This is a genomic window from Kastovskya adunca, assembly GCF_059505785.1.
In genome coordinates this window covers 1-19,956 of record NZ_JCACLG010000004.1, presented here as the reverse complement: position 1 = coordinate 19,956, position 19,956 = coordinate 1, and the positions used below count along the sequence as shown (strand labels likewise).

At 49.3% G+C, this 19,956-nt stretch carries 14 protein-coding genes; 6 read left to right on the top strand and 8 right to left on the bottom strand.

The window, feature by feature from the left end:
* Positions 1 to 7 precede the first annotated feature (7 nt).
* From AC5JR3_RS01150 to AC5JR3_RS01140, 3 genes are all read left to right on the top strand, one after another.
* Entirely contained in the window at positions 8 to 736 is a 729-nt protein-coding gene (locus AC5JR3_RS01150) for a phosphatase PAP2 family protein (RefSeq protein WP_495842204.1), read from the top strand.
* 7 nt (positions 737 to 743) lie between these two features.
* A complete protein-coding gene (locus AC5JR3_RS01145) occupies positions 744 to 1,727 on the top strand; it encodes an alpha/beta hydrolase family protein (RefSeq protein ID WP_495842202.1) in 984 nt (327 codons plus the stop codon).
* 670 nt (positions 1,728 to 2,397) lie between these two features.
* Positions 2,398 to 2,844 (top strand): Fur family transcriptional regulator, encoded by a 447-nt coding sequence (locus AC5JR3_RS01140; RefSeq protein WP_495842200.1) that lies wholly within the window; start codon positions 2,398 to 2,400, stop codon positions 2,842 to 2,844.
* A 52-nt stretch (positions 2,845 to 2,896) separates the two neighbouring features.
* Here AC5JR3_RS01140 and AC5JR3_RS01135 read toward each other — a convergent pair whose 3' ends face one another.
* Entirely contained in the window at positions 2,897 to 6,079 is a 3,183-nt protein-coding gene (locus AC5JR3_RS01135) for a pentapeptide repeat-containing protein (protein WP_495842198.1), read from the bottom strand.
* A gap of 192 nt (positions 6,080 to 6,271) precedes the next feature.
* Here AC5JR3_RS01135 and AC5JR3_RS01130 point away from each other — a divergent pair, with 192 nt between their 5' ends.
* The gene (locus AC5JR3_RS01130) at positions 6,272 to 8,116 is read left to right on the top strand and encodes a hypothetical protein (protein WP_495842196.1); all 1,845 of its coding nucleotides are present in this window, start codon (positions 6,272 to 6,274) and stop codon (positions 8,114 to 8,116) included.
* Positions 8,117 to 8,142: 26 nt separating this feature from the next.
* Here AC5JR3_RS01130 and AC5JR3_RS01125 read toward each other — a convergent pair whose 3' ends face one another.
* On the bottom strand, positions 8,143 to 8,631 hold the full coding sequence (locus tag AC5JR3_RS01125) for a hypothetical protein (protein WP_495842194.1): 489 nt from the start codon (positions 8,629 to 8,631) through the stop codon (positions 8,143 to 8,145).
* A gap of 117 nt (positions 8,632 to 8,748) precedes the next feature.
* Positions 8,749 to 11,919, bottom strand: a complete 3,171-nt coding sequence (locus AC5JR3_RS01120) for an efflux RND transporter permease subunit (RefSeq protein ID WP_495842192.1) — start codon at positions 11,917 to 11,919, stop codon at positions 8,749 to 8,751.
* 794 nt (positions 11,920 to 12,713) lie between these two features.
* Here AC5JR3_RS01120 and AC5JR3_RS01115 point away from each other — a divergent pair.
* Complete coding sequence (locus AC5JR3_RS01115) at positions 12,714 to 12,878, top strand: hypothetical protein (protein ID WP_495842190.1); 165 nt, start codon at positions 12,714 to 12,716, stop codon at positions 12,876 to 12,878.
* A 557-nt stretch (positions 12,879 to 13,435) separates the two neighbouring features.
* On the opposite strand, the gene AC5JR3_RS01110 is transcribed toward AC5JR3_RS01115, so the two are convergent.
* From AC5JR3_RS01110 to AC5JR3_RS01090, 5 genes are all read right to left on the bottom strand, one after another.
* Entirely contained in the window at positions 13,436 to 14,134 is a 699-nt protein-coding gene (locus AC5JR3_RS01110; protein WP_495842188.1) for a Uma2 family endonuclease, read from the bottom strand.
* A 106-nt stretch (positions 14,135 to 14,240) separates the two neighbouring features.
* Positions 14,241 to 15,992, bottom strand: coding sequence for an efflux RND transporter periplasmic adaptor subunit (locus AC5JR3_RS01105; protein WP_495842186.1), 1,752 nt, complete (start codon positions 15,990 to 15,992; stop codon positions 14,241 to 14,243).
* Positions 15,993 to 16,016: 24 nt separating this feature from the next.
* Positions 16,017 to 17,369: a two-component system sensor histidine kinase RppB gene (gene rppB / locus AC5JR3_RS01100; protein ID WP_495842184.1), complete on the bottom strand. Its 1,353-nt coding sequence runs from the start codon at positions 17,367 to 17,369 to the stop codon at positions 16,017 to 16,019.
* 134 nt (positions 17,370 to 17,503) lie between these two features.
* Positions 17,504 to 18,196: a two-component system response regulator RppA gene (gene rppA, locus AC5JR3_RS01095; RefSeq protein WP_495842182.1), complete on the bottom strand. Its 693-nt coding sequence runs from the start codon at positions 18,194 to 18,196 to the stop codon at positions 17,504 to 17,506.
* A 193-nt stretch (positions 18,197 to 18,389) separates the two neighbouring features.
* Positions 18,390 to 19,076, bottom strand: a complete 687-nt coding sequence (locus tag AC5JR3_RS01090; RefSeq protein ID WP_495842180.1) for a DUF305 domain-containing protein — start codon at positions 19,074 to 19,076, stop codon at positions 18,390 to 18,392.
* A gap of 307 nt (positions 19,077 to 19,383) precedes the next feature.
* Between AC5JR3_RS01090 and AC5JR3_RS01085 the strand changes: the two genes are divergently transcribed.
* Positions 19,384 to 19,752, top strand: a complete 369-nt coding sequence (locus AC5JR3_RS01085) for a four-helix bundle copper-binding protein (RefSeq protein ID WP_495842178.1) — start codon at positions 19,384 to 19,386, stop codon at positions 19,750 to 19,752.
* Positions 19,753 to 19,956: the final 204 nt, after the last annotated feature.

The window sequence follows — 19,956 nt, the reverse complement described above, 5'->3', positions numbered from 1 at the left end:
CTAAACGATGCAGCAGCTAATTCGGCAATTTCTCTTCGCTTTGCCCAAATGGTGGCGACAAAACTTGTTACCCCTGATTGTGACGATTCGAGCCGTAGGACTCATCGCCGCAGCATTGTCGATCTGGTTGTTTTCAGAAATTGCCGAAGAAATATTAGACAAAGAAACATTTGCTTTTGATAAAGAAATTTTACTCATTCTCAGGGATTTACATACACCGTTCCTAGACAAAGTCATGCTCGGCTTTACCTTCATGGGTGAGCCAATGGTCTTATTGATTGTGTGTTTGGTTTTGGGAATTTTGCTATTGGTACAGAAAAAATTCTCGCAAGCTACAACTTTGGTCATTGCAGCCCTTGGGGCAACGGCATTAAACTACTGGCTAAAAACGCTGTTTGGTCGTGACAGACCCCTGCTTTGGGAGCGAGTGGTGGATGTAAATCAATACAGCTTCCCAAGTGGTCATGCGATGATTTCCCTAGTCGTCCTGGGCATTATTGGATACTTACTAGTTTCAGAGTTACCTCAGTGGCGAGGCTGGACAATCGGCATAACGATCGCCTTGATTAGTGGTATCGGCTTGAGTCGGCTCTATCTTGGCGTTCACTGGCCAACGGATGTAGCCGCAGGTTATGCAGCCGGAATCGTTTGGCTGGTTGCCTGTATCTTCAGTTCGCAAATTTGGCAAGAACTTCGCCCTGCTGTTGCTTCTAAACCTCCAGGAATTGAGGAATAATCCCCAAATGACTATCCGCGCCTTCTTCCGAGCGGCTAAAGTCGAGAGCGCTCAACCCCCGTACGACACCATTCACCTTAAAGTCTTGTATCCAGCGCAAATGTCTGGGGGAGAAGCCCAACGCGACCAAGGGATTGTACCCGCCGACCCAGCACAGGCTCCTTTTCCTGTGGCAATCTTCTTCAACGGCATCAACTGCGGCTCGGAACTCTATCAATGGTTAGCGGTGAAGCTAGTTGAGCGCGGATTGGTAGTGGTTACCTTTACCTGGATAGCCGAAAACTTGCCAGGAATCGTGGGGCTGACTCCTGGCGTTGATATTGGGATGTGGGCACCAAATACCTACGGTACTGGCCCAACGGCGTCAGCATTACCCGCCTTGCTAGGAGAGTTGGAGCGCCTACAGTCAGAAGGGTTATTAGCCGGTTTGTTGGATCTGGAAAAAGTTATTTTAGGCGGACACTCAGCAGGAGGTAGGGTAGCAATTGAAAATGCCGCTCCTCGCTTTTTTCCGCAAGTAGCAGCGTCCTTTGCCTACGGAGCGCATACAGCCGCCCCGGTAATCATGGGGTACGAACCAAGCACAATTTTGCCTTTACCCGACTCCTTACCCATGTTGCTGATGGGAGGAACAAGGGATGGGGTGATTGCCAATAGTAGCGATCGCTACGGCATCTCCAATGGTGATGCCACTACCTCAGTTGTACGCACGTTTCAAGAGGCAATTTCTGGGGGCAGAAACGACTGCTATCTCATGCTAGTGGAAGGCGCAAATCACTTCTCTATCGCTTACCCGCAAGACCCCACTACAGCGAGGGCTTTCCTCGACGAACCCACCACCCAGCCTGAAGAAGACATTCGCTCGTTGCTGGCTCAAACAGTTGGTTTATTTATCGATGCTCATGTTCGCCAGCAGCCGGAGGCAGTACGCGCACTTGAGCAACTGCTAGATACAAACAATCCGCTAATTCAGTTATGCGATCGCAAGTAAAATTCTAGCTCCCCGACTTCTTGAAGAAGTCGGGGAGCTGAGTACAAGGAAAATCCGTATTAGACAAGAGCGTAGAAACGCCGCAAAAAAAACCAGCCATTGTGGGACTGGTTTATAGAGCTTGCTGTGTTGGAGGAAGAAAACCTAAGACCGAAACGCTAGGTACTGTGCTGCTGTTGCGAGCCGTAAAGCTTTGCGGTTCTGGGCTGATTAGATTGCCTTTCTGTAACTAAATGTAACAACAAAACCCTGATTATGCAACAATTCTTTACGTAAATCCAGGCAGATATTTGCTGGTTAATCTCAAAGCAGGTTGAATTACTGAGTTGCAACACGCATCAACTCGATACTCCAGCATCCCGCTCAGTTTGACTCAAGTAGACATTCTCCGGCTGCATAGGATAAAGTTGTAATGAGTTCGTGTTGTGTAAAAACGAACCCTCAAGGCATCAGATCTGCCGCTTTCTGTCAGCTTGCTCCCTAGCAACAGTCAATAGCTACTTTTCAGCAAATTCTAAGAATCAGAGCCGCTTAATCCTCTAGTCGATTGAAGTTCCTGGTATTCTAAGCAACGACTAAAGTATAGGCAGACTCGTCTAATCTGATGCCCTTGGTAAAATTGAGAACCAGGGGTGGGGAATTAATTAAGCAATTTAAGGGATTGAATTTTATGCGTAACGAAGTAATAGCCGCCAAACCAATCCGCTCTTTAGAGGATGCGCTTAACCAGTGTCAGGCATTAGGGATGCGACTAAGCCGTCAACGTCGCTTCATCTTGGAACTGCTTTGGCAAGCTCAAGAACATCTTTCAGCCAGAGAAATCTACGATCGCTTAAACCATCAGGGTAAAGAAATCGGGCATACGTCCGTCTATCAAAACTTAGAAGCCCTATCTAGCCAAGGCATCATTGAGTGTATCGAGCATTGTGATGGACGTTTGTATGGCAACATCAGCGATTCTCATAGCCATGTCAACTGTCTAGATACAAACCAGATTATGGATGTCTATATCGAACTACCAGAAGAAGTCCTCAAGCAAGTAGAACAGCAAACTGGAGTCAGGATTACAGACTATCAAGTTAACTTTTTTGGTTACCGCAACTCTCAACCAGAGTAGTCGGTAGCCAGTTGTTCCGGGAGAGGATTCTACTAACTAATCCCCTAATCAATCACCACGTCTCATCGCCATCATCTTTGCCGTCTGACCCTGGCTGCAAATCGGTGTCTGGTTTTGCATAGGTTTCGAGAACCGCTGTATCCCCCTCATACTGGTCACTTTCCCAGTTGTCCTCCGGAAAGTCAGGTTCCCCCTCAGCACTCTCGATTAGGTACACCGTATCTTCTTCCACCTCGTCTTCCTCCAGAATCTCTGTCTCTTTCTGGGAGGTGAGGGATTCGCTATAAGCCTGATAAGCATCCAGGGAAAATATCGCCCCATTTCTTGTTGCCATCAGGTTGCTATCCTCATCAAGCTGGGCTTGAAACAAGCAAGCATTGCGAAGATTTACCGCCGTGAGATTAGCACCTGTGAGGTTAGCGCCGGACAAGTCAGCCCCTTCCAACTTAGCTCCAGTGAGGTTGGCACCCGACAAGTTAGCTCCGGTCAAATTTGCCCAGGAAAAATCGGCTTTTTGTAGATTGGCGGCGACAAGGTTAGTGCCAATAAGTTCCGCCGCCGAAAAATCCGCTTGAGATAAATTTGCTTCAGCCAGCATCGCCCGGTTTAGACAAGCTTCTGCTAGTTGTACGCCGCTCAAGCTTGCCCTTGCCCGTTGCCAAAAAGCAGTGGGTGAGAGCGCACTCGTGCGTCCAATAAACGTCAGCAACTGGTCAGCCTCAAACTTATGGGGAATCTTGGGATCGCCACAAGGCCAAAAAGGCACTTGAGCGGCGCGTGCGCCTGCACAGAGCAACAAAAACACATTCAGTCCGACGGCGGCATCTATTTGCAGAACGTTCAAGGAGTTGGAACGAGACTGCAACTGAGCATAGGCGTCATGAGCAACACCCTCATCTACCCACCGTCCTCGACAGTAGGCGCGGTAGAAGCGATAGAGGCGTCCAAAGAGGACTCGAAAGGAAAACTCATCAGCATTGCGCCGTTCTTCCCGCCGGAGACGCTCAACAACGAGGGCTTTCATCTGTGGTGATAACAAACCGTATCCCAATACTTGGTAAAGATTTTGAGCAACACTCAGGGGAGATTCCAGGATAAAGCTGACTTCACCGTAGCGGTCTTGAACTTGTTGGGTTAAGGTTTTGAGTTGGGCAGCCAGTGCTTCTGCACCGAGATATTCTCCTAAGTTGGGGTGGGAAAATTCCAGGCTCAGAGGTGGGGATTGGGTCGGTGAAGAAGTACGAAAAAAGAACGCTGGCAGCCTGTCGGGGGAAGTGGGTGGGTTTAATGGGGCTTGGTGTTGACCCGTTTGAATAATGGTCAGTGCTGCGGCTTGCATCTGAGATCGCACTTGTTGGGAGTGGTGACCTTGGAGGAGGTTTGCCACTGCCTCAGTGCTACGGCAGGCGTGAGCGAGTCCTTCACGGGCTAACTCTGGCAAAAGACTATTTGCCGCCACAGGTTCTCCCAACAGCCAATGGCAGATCCGGTCGTAAATTTCAAACTTCATTTGGGGTAATTCCAGCCGAAAGACGCTGTCATCAAGCAGAGCATCCCGATGTAAGATGCCCAAGAGATAAAGCATCAAAGGTTGACTGACCAGGGTTGCCAGTTCCTTGACTTCGGGACGACGATGAAATACTCCTGCGTCTTTGAGAAAGGAAAAGTAGGTTTGGGCGATAGATTTTGATTGCAGTTTTGCCCACTGCTGAAACCATTGCCGGAACTCCTGTTGATGCATGGGAGCGATCGCCAAGCGTTTGAGGGGGAAAGCATGGCGGGTTCCCAGAGCAGAAAGTGGTAAAGGGATACCTTGGCGGTACTTGCTCATCAAACTATCTAAGGTTGAGGAGCGGCTAGTTAGAAAAATTTTGTGACGCGGTAGATCATCGACATCTTTATCTGCCTCATGAAACCGCGTCAGTTGATCCATAAACGTCCACAGTTGACGCTCGGTTTGGGGAGAATCAGACAGTTCATCCAAACCATCAATAATCAACAGTGCAGGGGGATGAGTTGAGGAGAGCCAGCCATCGGCATGGGTAAAGCTGCCTAAAGAAAAGGCACTGTCTAGCGTCTGCTCTAAAGTTTGCCCTAAAGTGGCATGGCGCAGTTGAATTAAGATCGGCATCCAGTTGGGATAAAACTCCGTCGCGGCGTGAGATGCCCAGAGCTGGCAAAAACTGGTCTTCCCAGAACCTGGCTCCCCTTCGATGATGGCAATAGTGCTTTTGTCTGCTAGTTGCGCGATCGCCCAGTCCATTAAATCAATGGGGGGTTGGAGTACAGGGGATGAGGCAATATCATTTCCCCGTCCTAATGACATTCCGCCTCCCAATCCTCCATTTTGATTCCCAAACGTCAGAGGATTACCTTTGAGGGGAACATGAATATCTTTTAAGGCAAAGGGTTCGGCAAATAAAGGCTCGCTGAGACTGATTAAGAGGCTGGCTCGGTAATGCTCTCGGCTCAAATTTAAAGAGAGTGTTGCCGGAAACGATTCGGTGTCTTCTAGCTGGTTTTTTGGAGGGCTAGAGTCTTCTCTAACGTCAGTGACATTTCCTAAGCGGACAAACTTTTGCAGTTGGACAAGCGGCATCGCGTTTTCAGCAATCACCGCCAGCAGATGACCGGGCAATCCGTGGCTGAGGCGTTGCGTCAGCAGTCTGGCTTCGGTTTCCTCTGCGCCATTGGCAACAAACCAGGCGACACAGGCATTGTTCATCTGCTGAACAAAAAATGACTCTGCCACCGCCGAGAGGGCTTGTTCGGCTTGGCTATCACTCAGCCGTCCAGGGCGTAAGGTTTTGAGCAGTGCCTGGAGTTGGGGATCACTGAGGGGTTGGTCAGTTTGGGAGCCAAAGGGGACATGGGCGCGATTGAGCCAAGGGCGGCTGAGTTGCGACTCTTGCTCTAGAATGACTTGCAAGGCTCTTAGGTAGGCGGCTTGCAAGGCAAGCCAGGTTCCTTCGTTGCGTCGGAGGGGCTTTTTCCGGTTGAGGATGCGGATTAGAGCAACGGTTAGCTCGACAATCGGTTCTACAACTTGCCAAGCGCTATCAAGGGGGAGTTCTAGGACATCCGCCAGAGAACTAATTGCAAAGCAATTCAGGCTCTTGACTTCCATGTCCTGGGTAATGCGAAAGGCGACACCAGCCGCCAAGGCGCTTGGAGGTTTGAGTTGGGTAAGTTCAATCTGGCGCTCTGCCAACCAATGTCGGAGACTTAGGCTCATGCCACCTCAAATACTGCAAAATTTTTCAAGCCGTCTTATTTTTCTTTTTTAAACCTATACAATGAGTGCGAATCATCGCATCTTTATACCCTGGTAATCTGCCCGCGCGGCAATAAGACTTGTATCAGCGTAGTCGAACCCATTCGTTCATTCAGCTTTCTACCTCAGAAATCAGGGAGCGAGCCTGTATCCGTGACAAAAAAAGAGTTGCATCAATTTCGTTTGAAAGGGCTAACCTCGTCTCGCCTCGGACGAGGACGTAAGCGAATTGTCAGAGTCGTTGTCGATCCCCATGCCTCAACGCCTGAAGCTAAGAGGGTAGGTTGGCAACTAGAGCAGATCCCTGCTGGTTCCCGATCGCCGCGAGGTAAACGGAGCCGACGCTGGCAGTTGTCTTTATTATGGCTGAGTGTCATGTTCTTTTTGGGAATGACGGGAACAGCGGGGATCTTACTGCTGACCCGGTTGCCTCCCTTGCCCAACTGCCAGAACCTTCCGCCCTTGGCAGCGGATGGCGATCGCCTCTACTGTGCCCAAGTGGCGGCTCAATCGGGAAAGCTAGAGCAGCTCGTTGCGGCGATGAACTCGGTCGGGCGCTGGCCGGAAAATCATGCCCTCTACCCCGAAGCCCAGCGGCTGATGGAGCAATGGTCTCAGGCAATTTTGGACAGGGCACAGCAAAAAATTAACCAAGGGGATCTATCGGGGGCTTTGGCAATTGGGAGCCAGATTCCTGTCAGTAGTCCTTTGTATCCCAAGGCTCAAAGTGCGATCGCTTCTTGGAAAGAGTCTTGGCAACGGGGTGAAACGATTACTGCCAATTTTAGAGAGGCGCTGAAAGTCCAGAACTGGCCACTAGCAAATCAGCAAGTTCTGGCACTTGCCCAGATCGATCAAGAATACTGGAGTTCCCCCGCTCGACAAGATCTGCTGCTGCGACAGTTAGCCGTGGAAAAAGAAGCTTGGGGGCAATTAGAATCAGCGCGGGAGTTGGCTAAGTCCAATAGCTTGAATAATATTGTTGAAGCGATCGCCCTAGCGGGGAAAGTACAGTCAGATAGCTTTGTCAAAGCCCAAGCACAAGCCGAGCAGAATCGCTGGAGCCGCACCTTAGTGCAAATTGCCCAACAGCACTGGCAAAGGCAAGACTATAACGGCGTAGTGACAATTGCCGAGAAAGTGCCAGTCAATACAGCCGCCTTCAGCGAAGCTCAGGCGTTGATGCGCTTAGGTCAGGCAGCCAAGGCGACGACGAAGGATAATCTTTTAGGCTTTATTGACGCCATGGCTGTCACCCGCCAGATTCCAGAAAGTAGCCCTCTGCATCAACAAGCCCAAACAGCCCAGTCCAATTGGCAGAAACAGTTGCAAGACCGAGTGCAGTTGCAATTTGCCGAAGCGATCGCTGGGGTTGACCAAAAAAACGCCCTCCAACTAGCGATTGACCAAGCGCTTCTAGTTACCCCAGAACGCCCCCAACGCCAGCAAGCCCAAACCTTGATTGCCGAGTGGCGTCAGAAGATTGGACGAATCAACGACCGCGCTACCTTGATCGGAGCGCGACAGATTGCTAATCAGGGGACGATGGAGCAACTGAAAGCCGCCATTGAGCTGGCTAGTCAGATTCAACTCGGTCAGCCTTTACGTATAGAAGCCCAAACAGCGATCGCCCAATGGAATAAGCAAATTCAAGTTTTTGAAGACCAACCGATTCTGGATTTAGCCCGCACCTTTGCCCAGCAACAGGATCTGATTGCTGCCATTCAAGCGGCGCAACAAATTCGTCCCGGACGACCGCTCTATAGCGAAGCCCAAACGATAGTGGAAGATTGGATTGCCCAAGTCCAAGCTGCTGAAGACCGTCCCGTTCTGGAAGCTGCCCTTGCCCTAGCTGCCCAAGGACGCCTAGAAGCGGCAATTATTACCGCCTCGCAAATCGCCAACGGTCGCCCCTTGTACGGACAAGCCCAAACCGCGATCGCTCAGTGGCGATCGCAACTCCAAGCCATACAACCAGTATTACCCGAAGCACAGTAGCAGCATTTTTGACAAATTCTTAACAATTATTTATCAAATGCAAAACGACCGTTCACCTTCTCTCCCTTAATATCTGTCTGCATCACAACTTTATATTCCCCCGCCGCTTGCTCAGGCAAAAAAGCCGTGTAGTGCTTGCCCTGAGCGTCATAGGTAAAGTCAAGGTTCTTTTGTTCGCCATTGGGCAGTTGAATTTGACTCGTTACCTTGGCATCAGGAATTGCCTCGTGGCTGTCTCCAGTTTGGAGATAAAAATCTAGGTGAGTTCCCCCTGATTCTACTAAGGGGACAAATTCCAAATGATAGGAACCCGTCTCAATGACTTGCCCTCCTTGAGAGGGGTGGGAATCGTTATTAGCCTGGGGTGCTGTATCAGAGGCAACACTTGGGCTTGATTGTATGGCAGGGGCAGGATTTTCTGCTGTATTTGTCTCTGGTGTTGTTTGCCCACAGGCAGCTAAAAATAGTAATCCCAGGCTACTAAAAAGAACTAAGTTTGTTGTCAACAACTTCATTGAATTTACTCCACAAATTGATAAGATTGATAAGTAGGTAGACATTGAAAACTCTAAAACGTCTTACTTTTGATCTCCCTATTTAAGGCAGGAAAGACTTTAATTTTTAGCGTAAATTTATCCTCCTTTTTGCATTGCTGTATTTGGGGAATGAGGAGCGACGGTGGAGATAGGTTCAGGAGCGATCGCCTGTGGCACCAGGAACCGCCCAAACTGAGCATATAAAGCGGGTAATACCAGCAGAGTCAAGGCTGTAGAACTAAATAACCCTCCTAGTACCACCACCGCTAGTGGCTGTAGGATTTCTTTGCCCGCCCCCGTACCCAGCGCCAAGGGCACCATACCGAGGGCGGAAGTTAACGCCGTCATCAGAATGGCGTTGAGTCGCTCCATCGAACCCTGAAACAGCACTTGTTTTAAGGGTATCCCCTGCGCCATTTTGTGGTTGTAGTTATCCACCAGTAGTAAGCCATTGCGCGTCGCGACACCGAACAGGGTGATAAATCCCACCATTGAGGCGACAGAGAGAACGCCACCGCCAAGGGCAACCGAAAAGATGCCACCCGCGATCGCTAAGGGAAGATTCAGCATAATCATCAGCGTGGCGGAGAAAGACTTGACGGCAAAGTACATCAAGACGGCAATGACAATTAGTGCCAGGGTGCCGTAGAGCAGCAAATTTTGGGAAGCTCGTTCTTCCGACTCAAACTGACCGCCGTATTGGATAAAGTAGCCAGTCGGTAACTGTACCTGTTGCTTAACGGTGGTTTGAATATCCCTCACAACCGAGCCTAAATCTCGCTCCGCGACGTTAGCAGAGACAACAATCAAGCGGGAGACGTTCTCGCGGTTGATCGTATTGGGCCCCGTACCGTAGTTGATGCTAGCGACTTGAGCTAGGGGGATTTTCGTGCCTGTGGGAGTGTCAACTAACAGATTGCGGATGGTGTCAAGGTTGCTGCGAGAGGCTTCCGGTAGCCACACCACCAAGTCAAATAGCTGTTGTTCCTCCAGCACTTGCGAGACAACACGACCATTGAGGGCAGTTTCGATTAGGGTGGAAAGTTGACCAACCGTTAGTCCGTAACGAGCCGCCGCCGCCCTATCTAGTTGAATTTGGACTTGTTGGACGGGGACTTGCGGTTCGAGTTGCAAGTCTACGACACCGGGAATTGATTGCATGGCATCGCGGACTTGAGCGCCGATGGTGCGGAGTTCTGAGAGGTCGGAACCAAAAATTTTAACCGCGATCGCACTTCTGACTCCCGATAGCACTTCATCCATCCGGTGCGAGATGAATCCGCCAATATTCGGCGCTACCCCTGGTAATTTGTCAAATTCTTCCCGTAACTTCTCAATACTGCCGCTGCGGTCTTCCATCCCCTCCTGACTCAGCTCTATATCCAAGTGTCCCAAGGTCACATCCCCCGCATCCGCATCTCCTGGCGCACGTCCTGAACGTAACTGCACCGTTTCAAAGCGGGGATCGTCTTTGAGGGCTTCTTGAATAGCTGCCCCGGCGCGGTTTGTCATTTCCAGAGAAACACCAGGGTAGAGGTTGATGGCATTAACAAGCGATCGCTCTTGAAACTCTGGTAAAAACACCCGTCCCAATGAGCTAAACACAATCAGCGACGCCACAAAAGCCGCAACCGCTATAACTAAAACCATCTTGGGAGCATGAAGAGAAAACCGAATAAACGGTCGATACAACTTCTGAGAAAACCGCGCCACCCAAGTTTCCTCCTCTGGTAGCTGCCTAGACGCTAACAAAAAGGCACATAACGCTGGACTGAGGGTGAGGGCAACAAAGGTAGAAGCAAAAATTGAAAGCAGATAGGCTACCCCCATGGGGGCAAAAATTCGCCCTTCTACGCCAGTTAGGGTGAAAATTGGGGCGAAAATGACAGCAATAATCACGGTGGAAAACAACACACTTACCCGCACTTCCACCGAGGTGTCATAGACAACCTGCAAGGGCGATATCGGATTTCCGGCTAGCTGGTTTTTCCGCAAACCCCGGTAACAGTTCTCCATATCTACGATGGAGTCATCCACTACCGAACCAATGGCAACGGCTAACCCTCCCAAGGTCATCGTATTAATCCCCAGACCAAACAGATTCATCAACATCAAGCCAATCAGTAGCGACAGGGGAATCGCACTGAGGGTGATAACGGCGGTGCGCCAGTTCATCAAAAATAGCAGCAGAATAATCGAGACGATGATGATGCCATCTCGTAAAGAATCTCTGACATTTTTAATCGAGGCATCGATAAAATCGGATTGGCGGAAGCTGACGGTCACTTTTACATCAGCAGGCAAACCCGCTTGTAGTTCCTCCATCGCCGCTTCTACGGCTTTAGTAACAGTCGGAGTATCCGCCATTGGCTGCTTATTGACCATGAGCGCGATCGCTCTTTGACCATCGAGACTTGCATCTCCCCGCTTCAACGCCGCACCAATACGCACATCCGCCACATCTCGCAACAGCACGGGCGTGCCGTGGCGTGCCGTCACCACTGATTGCTCTAACTCCTCAATCGACTCAACTCTGCCAATACCGCGAATTAACAATTCTTTGTCTGGCGTCGTCAAAAAGCCTCCGGCGGCGTTGGTATTGGCACCTTCTGCGGCTTCTGTAACCTCTGCCAAAGAGACATCAAAGGCTTTCAACTGGGCAGGGTCAACGAGTACCTGGTACTGGCGAACATCACCCCCATAAGCAATTACCTGCGTCACGCCGGGTACAGCTAGCAAGCGATTGGTGATGTCGCGGTCAACCAAGCGCCGCACATCCATTAGGGTAGTGCTGAGTCCTGAATTTCCCCTATTCCCTTGTTCTTCAATCGTGAAGGCGTACTGAATAATCGTACCGATGGGAGAAGAGATAGGAGAAATTTGCGGCGTTTCCACACCTTCAGGCAACCTGGATGTTGCTTGCTGTAAGCGTTCAGTGACTAGCTGACGCGCTTGATAAATATCGGTATCCCATCCGAAGACAACTTTCACTACCGACAATCCCACCGCTGAAGCAGAGCGCACCGTTGTTAATCCTGGGGTGCCGTTGATGGCGCTTTCGATGGGTAAGGTAACTAAGGATTCGACTTCTTCCGGGGCTAGTCCAGGGGCTTCCGTTTGAATCTCAACTTGGGGTGGGGCAAATTCGGGAAAGACATCCAAGGGCATTCGGGAGACGGTAATGAATCCCCAAACGGTGACGATGATGGCACCGATGACGACTAGCCAGCGTTGGGCAATTGACCACTTCAGGATGGTATTGAGCATTTATTCGGATGTCACTGCTGAGAATCCCGTTCTCAGTAGAGATTGACACGAGAAAATGAAATGAGGATGAAATGAATTTTCTACCGATCCATCCTTCTCTGACGATTTATGCCCAGTCAACAACCCATGCTTCATCCTTAACGGATAGAAGCGGGGCGTGATAAACGCCCTTGTTGATTAGACCTCAGCTAGAAATAGCTACGTTATTCTGTCGATGATGAAGATTTAAAGCATATCTGGTCAACTCGTCACGCACATATCATGTTTACGGGCAGTATCATTTTGATAAAAAACGATTGAGGAAAAAACACCCCTTGAGAGACTTACTCCATCCTAATTCCTGACCTTACCGACCAAAATTTCTCCGTTGCTATACAAACACTATAAAGAGGCGAGTTACTAACAAGTGGTAGCGATCGCACAATACCTCTCCCAGTAAACTACCCTAAACAAATATTCATTAAAATATACCCCGATCAGTTCCCACTCGAAACTGACCCCTCGGAGCGGTTGACTGAGAGCACCAACGGGGTGCTGACTCCGTGCTCCGAACTCACACTGGACAGGAACGCGGCCAGCCAACCCAGAGCATCCAATGACCACTCGACAAGGGTGCCGTGGAAAGTGGCATGGTGTTGCGCAGATCCGAGCCACAGTGGTGAGTCAGTGATGGCGGGTTGCAGTACCACAGCGTCGTCGTCCTTCAAGGAAAACGAGTCGCACACGAAGACATCCTGTCTGATCTCTTGCATTCGCTGGAACATTGCAGGTGCTACCGAACGAATGGACGAATCTTGTCCGCTGTCCAACGTTACCCGCACCGAAGTGCTGAGGTGCGGATTACAGTCAACAAACCAACCGATCTCTCCGACAAGGGTTCCTACAGCATCAGGGTGCAATGGCGCGCCTGCCGACGCATTGAGGCTCTCCACAGGCAGCAAGACCTGAACTGCCTGTAGGCGCAGCGTACCGATACGTTCCACAACATCGTCCGCACAGGCGAGGAATGCCTGCACTGGCAACGGTCGACCCACGGGGATTGAGTCAATTGACACCTGAAACCACGCCGCACGTGGTGGCTGCGACCCGGAGACTAGGTCTTGCCCAGCATCGTTCATCCCCCAAGTGCCGCCGACTCCGTTCTCCCTAGAATCAGCAAGCCACCCAAGTGCCGCCGACCTCGCGTAGAAGAGACTGTAGGCATCCGATTCAGCAGTGACAGGGTCACGCCACGGGTGCAACGTCAGTTCGCCATACAGCGCTGCAAACATGGTACTGGTAGGTCTGATACCTATACTGGCAGGTCTGATACTCATGTCATCCTCATACATCAGTGTCTACAGGAAATATTTCGACTTGCTGTGGTGAGCGTACGCGGGTCATCTCAGAATACATAGGCACTCGAGAATACTTCACTAGCTCTGTGACACTGCGGTTTTATATTAAACATTTGTGATGGGTAGCAAATAAGCGTCCGACCTTCCAAATCGTAGGTTGCGAGTTTTTGCTAAATTCTCTAACTGAGAGTTTCCGGGTCAATCCCTCTTTCCCGTAGTAACTCTAGCAACCGATCCGCTCGTTGCCGCTCTTTCTGTTCCCGTTCATCTGGCGTCGGGAATCTGTTACCTTCCTCGCCATACCAGTACAGCCATTCCCGCTGACAGCGATCGTGAGTACCGATTTCACTTCCAATTCCTAAGCCAATCTCCGGCATCCAGACAGGTTCCCCCGGTTGACGTACATATTTCCCGTCCACCAAGCGATAAACCTCCAATGGATCATGTTTGTGGCGTCGCCAATAATCGGGGTTGTAAACGCAATAGTACAACACCCCTAATCGGGCATAATCAGTCATTTTCTCGCCGTATTCTTCCCCGTAGGTTTTGGAAACGACTTCTAACACCCAAATTGGGACAATGTTATTTTCTTCCCAAACTATGTAACTTGGTCGTAACTTGCCATCTTTGAGGCGCGGTACTCCCAAACTCAGGAAACTATCGGGAACTATGGCAATTCTAGGATTTCTCCCGGTTGTATGGTAAATGCCCATATTGACGCCGAAAAACCAATCGTTACGACTAGCCCACAGCCCATTTAAAATTATCCTCAGCAAGGTGGGGATGAGGATTTGCAATTCATGATCCACTGGAGTGTCGTCAGAATCTGGTAGTTCGTCACTAGAGGGCAGATTTTGCAGCGGATTGTAATTTACCATGATGACTCTCCAGCAGCTTCCTGTCTGGATTTTAGCTTGCTCCAGCTTTCAAGCGTTGAGATAAGCGATCGCCTTCTTCACCCATCATCCAGAAGAATATCCCCTCTTACCGCTTTGATGTCGGTTGGTGGGAATTAGACTCTGTAGCGTCCTGAAGAGGAACTGAAAACTCAGCCAAGTTGATGACCGAGGGCGGAACTGAGGACTGACGGCTGGTAGCAGTTGAGCGACGACCGATCCAGAAAGCACCAATCCCGATCGCTCCTCCAACAGGTAAAAATACCCACCAAGGCAAATCATTCACGCTCAAATTAGCCAATGGCGTTGATTCCACCTGACTCGGCTTCTCCTCCACCTTAGCTTTCCCACCACCCCGTAGCGATTGGGCATACAACATCGTTGCCCCAGATGTAACAATCTCATCCCCCTCAAACAAACCGCTTTTAACCTCTACCAAATCTCCAAAAGTCTGACCCAGGGTTACTTCTACAGGTTGATAGCTATTCTGACCATTTTGCACATAAACCAGCGGCTGACTATTGGCTTCGACGACAGCACTACTGGGAATCGCTAAAGTCGCTACGGCTGTCTTATCGGTTAAAACTTCTAATTCGGCAAACATCCCTGGTTTTAGTTGCCCATCAGCATTATCCAATCTCGCTTTTACAGGTACTACTCGCGTCTCTCCTTCCACTACAGGGGCAATCTGAGCAATGACACCCGTAAAGGTGCGATTGGGTAAGCCAGAGACTTTAACCCGGACGTTTTGACCTGTTTTCACCTGCGCCAAGTCTTTTTCATAAATATTGGCAGTTGCCCAGACTTGAGTGCTATTAACAATCGACATTAAAGGTTGACCAGCAGCATCAATTGATTCGCCGGAGGTAATTTCTCGCTCTGCAACAACACCGGAAATGGGAGACTGTATTGTGACTAATCCTTTCGTGTTATCAACACTGCTGAGTTGTTGCAGCCGGGTTTTGTAGGTAGCGTCACTCAGTTGCAAGCGGGATTTCGCGGCATTAACCGCCGCTTGGGCGCGTTTGAGTTCGGCTTCGGCTTCGAGGACTTCCCGGCGACTGGTTGCCCTTTGCAAGGCGGTTTTGACTTCAGCTAGCTGGGCTTCTGACTCCAGCATTTGGCGACGGGGTAAGGCACCTTGGGTGACTAAATCTTTATCTCGGTCGTACCGTTCCTGGGCAACGCCTAGCTGGGTGCGGGCTTGGGCAATTTCAGCGGCGGCGATTTGCGAGTAGCGTTGTGAGTTTTCCCTGGCAAGATTTAGGTTAGCTTCGGCTTCCCGCAGTGCAGCGTCGGCATCGGTGCGCTTCCCTTGGGATTCAACTCGCAGTTGCACGAGTTCTGGACTGGAAATAACAGCGACGGCTTGACCTGTTTTGACGCTGTCGCCCGGTTGGACTAATAATTCAACAACGGTTCCGGCAATGGGGGCAGTGACTTCTACCTGTTTATTGGCTTGGGTTTCAATTTGCCCGGTGGTTTTAATCCCCACATCCAAAAACTGCCGATGAGCAGGTTGGGATTGAATGCCCATTGTTTCGGCTGTGCCAGCATCAACGTTGATTCCCTCAGGATTCGTTGTCGCTTCGGTATCGCTATGGAACTCATCCCCATGTCCCGCGTGAGCAAAAACAGCGGCGGGTAAGGCTGTGGTGAGAAGTAAAACGGTAAAAGCAGAAAATAGGAGCTTTTTTGCGTTTTTCATAAGTTCGCGAGTGCCTTTTCCGATTGAGGGGAGGGAGTGATACCAATGACAGGCTTGTAGAGACACCGTCGGCTGTGTCTTTATAAGCGATGCGATCGCACTTTGCACATTGACATACAAAGATGAAATCACAATGAAACCAAAAGGCGAGTGAAGCTAAACCTCTTTGAGGGGCAAGCGAACTGTAAACCGACTACCTTTACCGGGTTCGCTTTCTACACTAATGCTACCGTAGTGCGCTAGAGCGATCGCATTGGCAATCGATAATCCCAATCCTGAACCCCCGGTATGACGAGAGCGATCGCTATTAACGCGATAGAAGCGGTCAAAAATCCGTTTTTGCTCCGGCACTGAAATGCCAATACCTGTGTCTTGAATGTGAATTAAAGCGTCATGGGGGCTACGTTCCAAAACCAATATCACCTTACCCCCGGCTGGGGTGTAATGAATGGCGTTGCTTACTAAATTAGAAAGTAAGCGATACAGTTGCTCGACATCGCCTGTCACCTCAAGGGGAGAGGACACTTGCATCTGAGAAGTCAACATCACATCGGCAGTTAATGCTAAAGCCGCCAATTCCTCAGCCACATCACTCACCAAATCATTAAGACAAACGCGTTCCCCCTTCAGTTTCGGTGGGCTACTTGCTGTCAATTGATCCATACGGCACAACATCAATAAATCCTCAACAAGCTGAGAGAGTCGTTGATTTTGCCGTCTAGTCGTTTGTAGGGTATCTCTTGCCTCTACTTCACTGAGGGTTGGCATCATTAATGTTGATTCCACAGTGGCGCGAATTGCCGCTAAAGGGGTTCGCAACTCATGGGCAGCATCAGCAGTAAATTGTTGAATTTGGTGATAAGACTTGTAGATTGGCTGCATTGCCAAACCTGCTAGCCACCAGCTAGAACCCGCAACTAGCAGCATCATCCCTGGCAATCCCAAAATTAAAAACCATCTCACCGTGGCAACATAATTTTCAACATCTTGCAGACTTCGCCCTACCTGGATATAACCCCAATCTTGATAATCCTGGGTATGCAGTGTGAAAGTAATTTGACGGTAATTAATGCCGACATCATTTCTTAGGTTTTGCCACTGTTGTTCGATGGGGGTGAGGGGCAAATTACCGGGTTGCACTCCTGCCACGGCTACCAATCGTCCGGAACGATCTAATAAGCGCATATAATAGTTGCCTTGGTGAATTGCTCCGGCTGCATGACGTTGGGAGTTAGGGATCTTAGAACAGTCAGTTCCCACCTGACAGACATCAGGTAGCAGGCGTATTGCTTCGGGTTCAAGTCTTGCGGGCTGTTTGAGAACGGGTTCGAGACTGTCATGCAGCGTCCCGGCAACGGATTCCAGTTCTCTGTCGATGGTAATGCGATGGGCGTGGGCGATCGCTTCGTAAACCCCTAACCCACACAAACCCAGAATTACCCCCATCACTCCGGCGTACCAAGTAGCTAAACGCCAGCGAGTGAGTTGAAATAGTTTATTTTGATTCACATCTACATAAGTTAAGTACGTGAGAATAAATCAAACTTTGCGTTGCAATATATTTTTTTAATGGGCTTGTAGTCAGGTCTTAGACCATATTTTGAGGGCTAAAGACATGAATAAAAACCTTTAATTATTTACTTCTACTTAGCAGGATTGAAACGATAACCCAATCCGTAGACGGTTTCAATTAAATCTTCAAACCCATAGGTTGCCAATTTGCGTCGCAGTAACCGAATTTGTGCCGCCACTACATTACTCATTGGTTCTGTTCCTAACTCCCACAACTGATCCAAAATTTGGTCGCGGGTGATAATTTGGTGGGGATGTCTCATGAAGTATTCCAGCAATTGAAATTCTTTAGCTGTTAGGTGAACGACCTGTTTTTCTCCGGCTGTATTAGTACAAACAGTGTTGCTGCTGTAGTCTAAAGACAAATTGCCCAGTTGTAGTTGTTGGGGTTGTAGCTGTGGCGATCGCCTTTGCAATGCCCTCAGTCGCGCCAGCAGTTCCGCCATCCCAAACGGCTTGACCAAATAATCATCCGCCCCCGCATCCAAACCTGTTACTTTATCGGCTTGAGTATCTTTTGCGGTCAGCATCAACACGGGTAGAGTTCGATTTTGACTCCGCAAACGACGCAGCAACTCTATTCCTGACAACCCCGGTAAAAGCCAATCGAAGATGCCCAAGGTATATTGCGCCCACTGATTTTCTAAGTAGTTCCAAGCATCGACACCATCTAGAACCCAGTCAACAATATAACCTGATTGATTCAAAGTCCGCTTGATTGCCGCCCCTAAATCTGGCTCATCTTCAACTAACAGTACTCGCATAGAATTAGAGAGTCTTCACGCCTTTTTTTGAGAACTCATACATATCGTAATAGAAGAGTAAGAAATACACTCAACTATTACCTATCGCCTTTCTAGCTTGTCAGTAAATGCAATCAAAATGAAAGCAAAGCTGTAACACAATTTAACTTTCCAAACGTGCTTTTCGCCAATAAGACTTGACAATTAAAACCTTTTAAGATGTGATTTTCCACGATTGCCGCCACTGCTTCATTTGCTCAATTTCTCGCTGTTGTGAGGCGATAATATTTCGAGCCAGTTCCTTAATTTCAGGGCGCTGGGACTTTGAGAGGGCATCTTCAGCCATCACAACTGCACCCTCATGATGAGGAGTCATTGCATCGATCAGGCGCAGGTCAAATTCGCCGTCAGCCGCACCTAAATCCTGGCTCATCTTCATACTTTCTGTTTGCTCTGGCGACATCTCCATCATGTGACCCATTTGCGGGTGATACGCCATAGGTCTATCTCCGGCTTGAGGATACCAGGCTTGACGCCACTGTCTAAGTTGCCCAATTTCCCTTTCCTGCTCTTTAATAATCGCCTCAGCAAGTTGTTTAATTTCAGGACGTTGAGATTTTTGCTGCGCTTCTTTTGCCATTTCTATAGCTCCTTGATGGTGAGGAATCATGGCATCAACGAACCGCAAATCGTAATTGGCATCAGCTGGCCCTAAATCCATCGCCATGCTGTGATCCATGTTGCCATGATCCATACCTGGTATGGCACCTGTATCCGTAGCTGGGGAAGTTTGAGATTCTGCTTGGTGCTGTCCATGAGGAGAACAGGCTGCTACACCCCCTAGGGAGGCGATCGCAAAAATAATTGCAAATAAGCTATTTTTGAAAGAAATTGGTTGCATAAACTTTAGCTCTATCTAATACTTACCTAACTCTTTCTTTTACCTATGATAAACTCTCCACCCTACTGGAATGTCAAGCAAAATTCTCAACATATTTCTAACAGCAGCAGAGTTGCAATGAATGATTCAGCATTACACACAAAGATGAAATCAGAATGAAATGCTTATACTCCAATAGCAAGGAATATCTGTTACTTCTTCTGATAGACGCGATCGCTCTTTTATCTTTTTAAGGTTAAGGCGAAGTTGAAGAGGCAAAACCTTCACGGCTTCCAACGAATTCAAAGCAATCAAAGAGGTTCAAACAATGGCAATACAACAACTCACCCTGAACCAAGTTAATCAAGAGCTTCAGCAGTGTATTCAGAATTGTTTAGACTGCCACAGTATCTGCTTGAATACAACTACCTATTGCCTCCAGAAAGGCGGACAACATGCGGAGCTTGCTCATATTCGGCTGATGCTCGACTGCGCTGAAATTTGTCAGACAAGTGCCAACTTTATGCTCCGTGGCTCCGAACTCCACGCACGTACCTGTGGCGCTTGTTCTGAGGTGTGCGAGCGGTGTGCGGCTGACTGCGATCGCATGGGCGATGATCAGCAAATGAAAGCCTGTGCCGAAATGTGCCGTCGCTGCGCCGAGTCTTGCCGACAAATGGCGGCAGCAATGTCATAATTCACGAGGGCACCTCCGAAGCGGGAAGCCTTGTCTATGAGAGAGCAGGGAGGAACGCGAGTGCGCGTTTCGGCTAGGACTTCGGCGTGAGCGCGGTTCCTGAGCCTGCCGAAGGGCAGTCGAACGCTCAACGACCACGGTTTTAACCGCCTACAGCCTATGAGTATTTTCCGGGTTTCCGGTGTAACCTAAGTGTTATTCACT

What these genes read in the sequence shown, in the direction of transcription:
- AC5JR3_RS01090 (WP_495842180.1), bottom strand. Translation starts at nt 19,076, where the DNA reads ATGCAACCAATTTCTTTCAAAAATAGCTTATTTGCAATTATTTTTGCG.
- AC5JR3_RS01135 (WP_495842198.1), bottom strand. Translation starts at nt 6,079, where the DNA reads ATGAGCCTAAGTCTCCGACATTGGTTGGCAGAGCGCCAGATTGAACTT.
- AC5JR3_RS01140 (WP_495842200.1), top strand. Translation starts at nt 2,398, where the DNA reads ATGCGTAACGAAGTAATAGCCGCCAAACCAATCCGCTCTTTAGAGGAT.
- AC5JR3_RS01150 (WP_495842204.1), top strand. Translation starts at nt 8, where the DNA reads ATGCAGCAGCTAATTCGGCAATTTCTCTTCGCTTTGCCCAAATGGTGG.
- AC5JR3_RS01110 (WP_495842188.1), bottom strand. Translation starts at nt 14,134, where the DNA reads ATGGTAAATTACAATCCGCTGCAAAATCTGCCCTCTAGTGACGAACTA.
- AC5JR3_RS01145 (WP_495842202.1), top strand. Translation starts at nt 744, where the DNA reads ATGACTATCCGCGCCTTCTTCCGAGCGGCTAAAGTCGAGAGCGCTCAA.
- AC5JR3_RS01120 (WP_495842192.1), bottom strand. Translation starts at nt 11,919, where the DNA reads ATGCTCAATACCATCCTGAAGTGGTCAATTGCCCAACGCTGGCTAGTC.
- AC5JR3_RS01085 (WP_495842178.1), top strand. Translation starts at nt 19,384, where the DNA reads ATGGCAATACAACAACTCACCCTGAACCAAGTTAATCAAGAGCTTCAG.
- AC5JR3_RS01125 (WP_495842194.1), bottom strand. Translation starts at nt 8,631, where the DNA reads ATGAAGTTGTTGACAACAAACTTAGTTCTTTTTAGTAGCCTGGGATTA.
- rppA (WP_495842182.1), bottom strand. Translation starts at nt 18,196, where the DNA reads ATGCGAGTACTGTTAGTTGAAGATGAGCCAGATTTAGGGGCGGCAATC.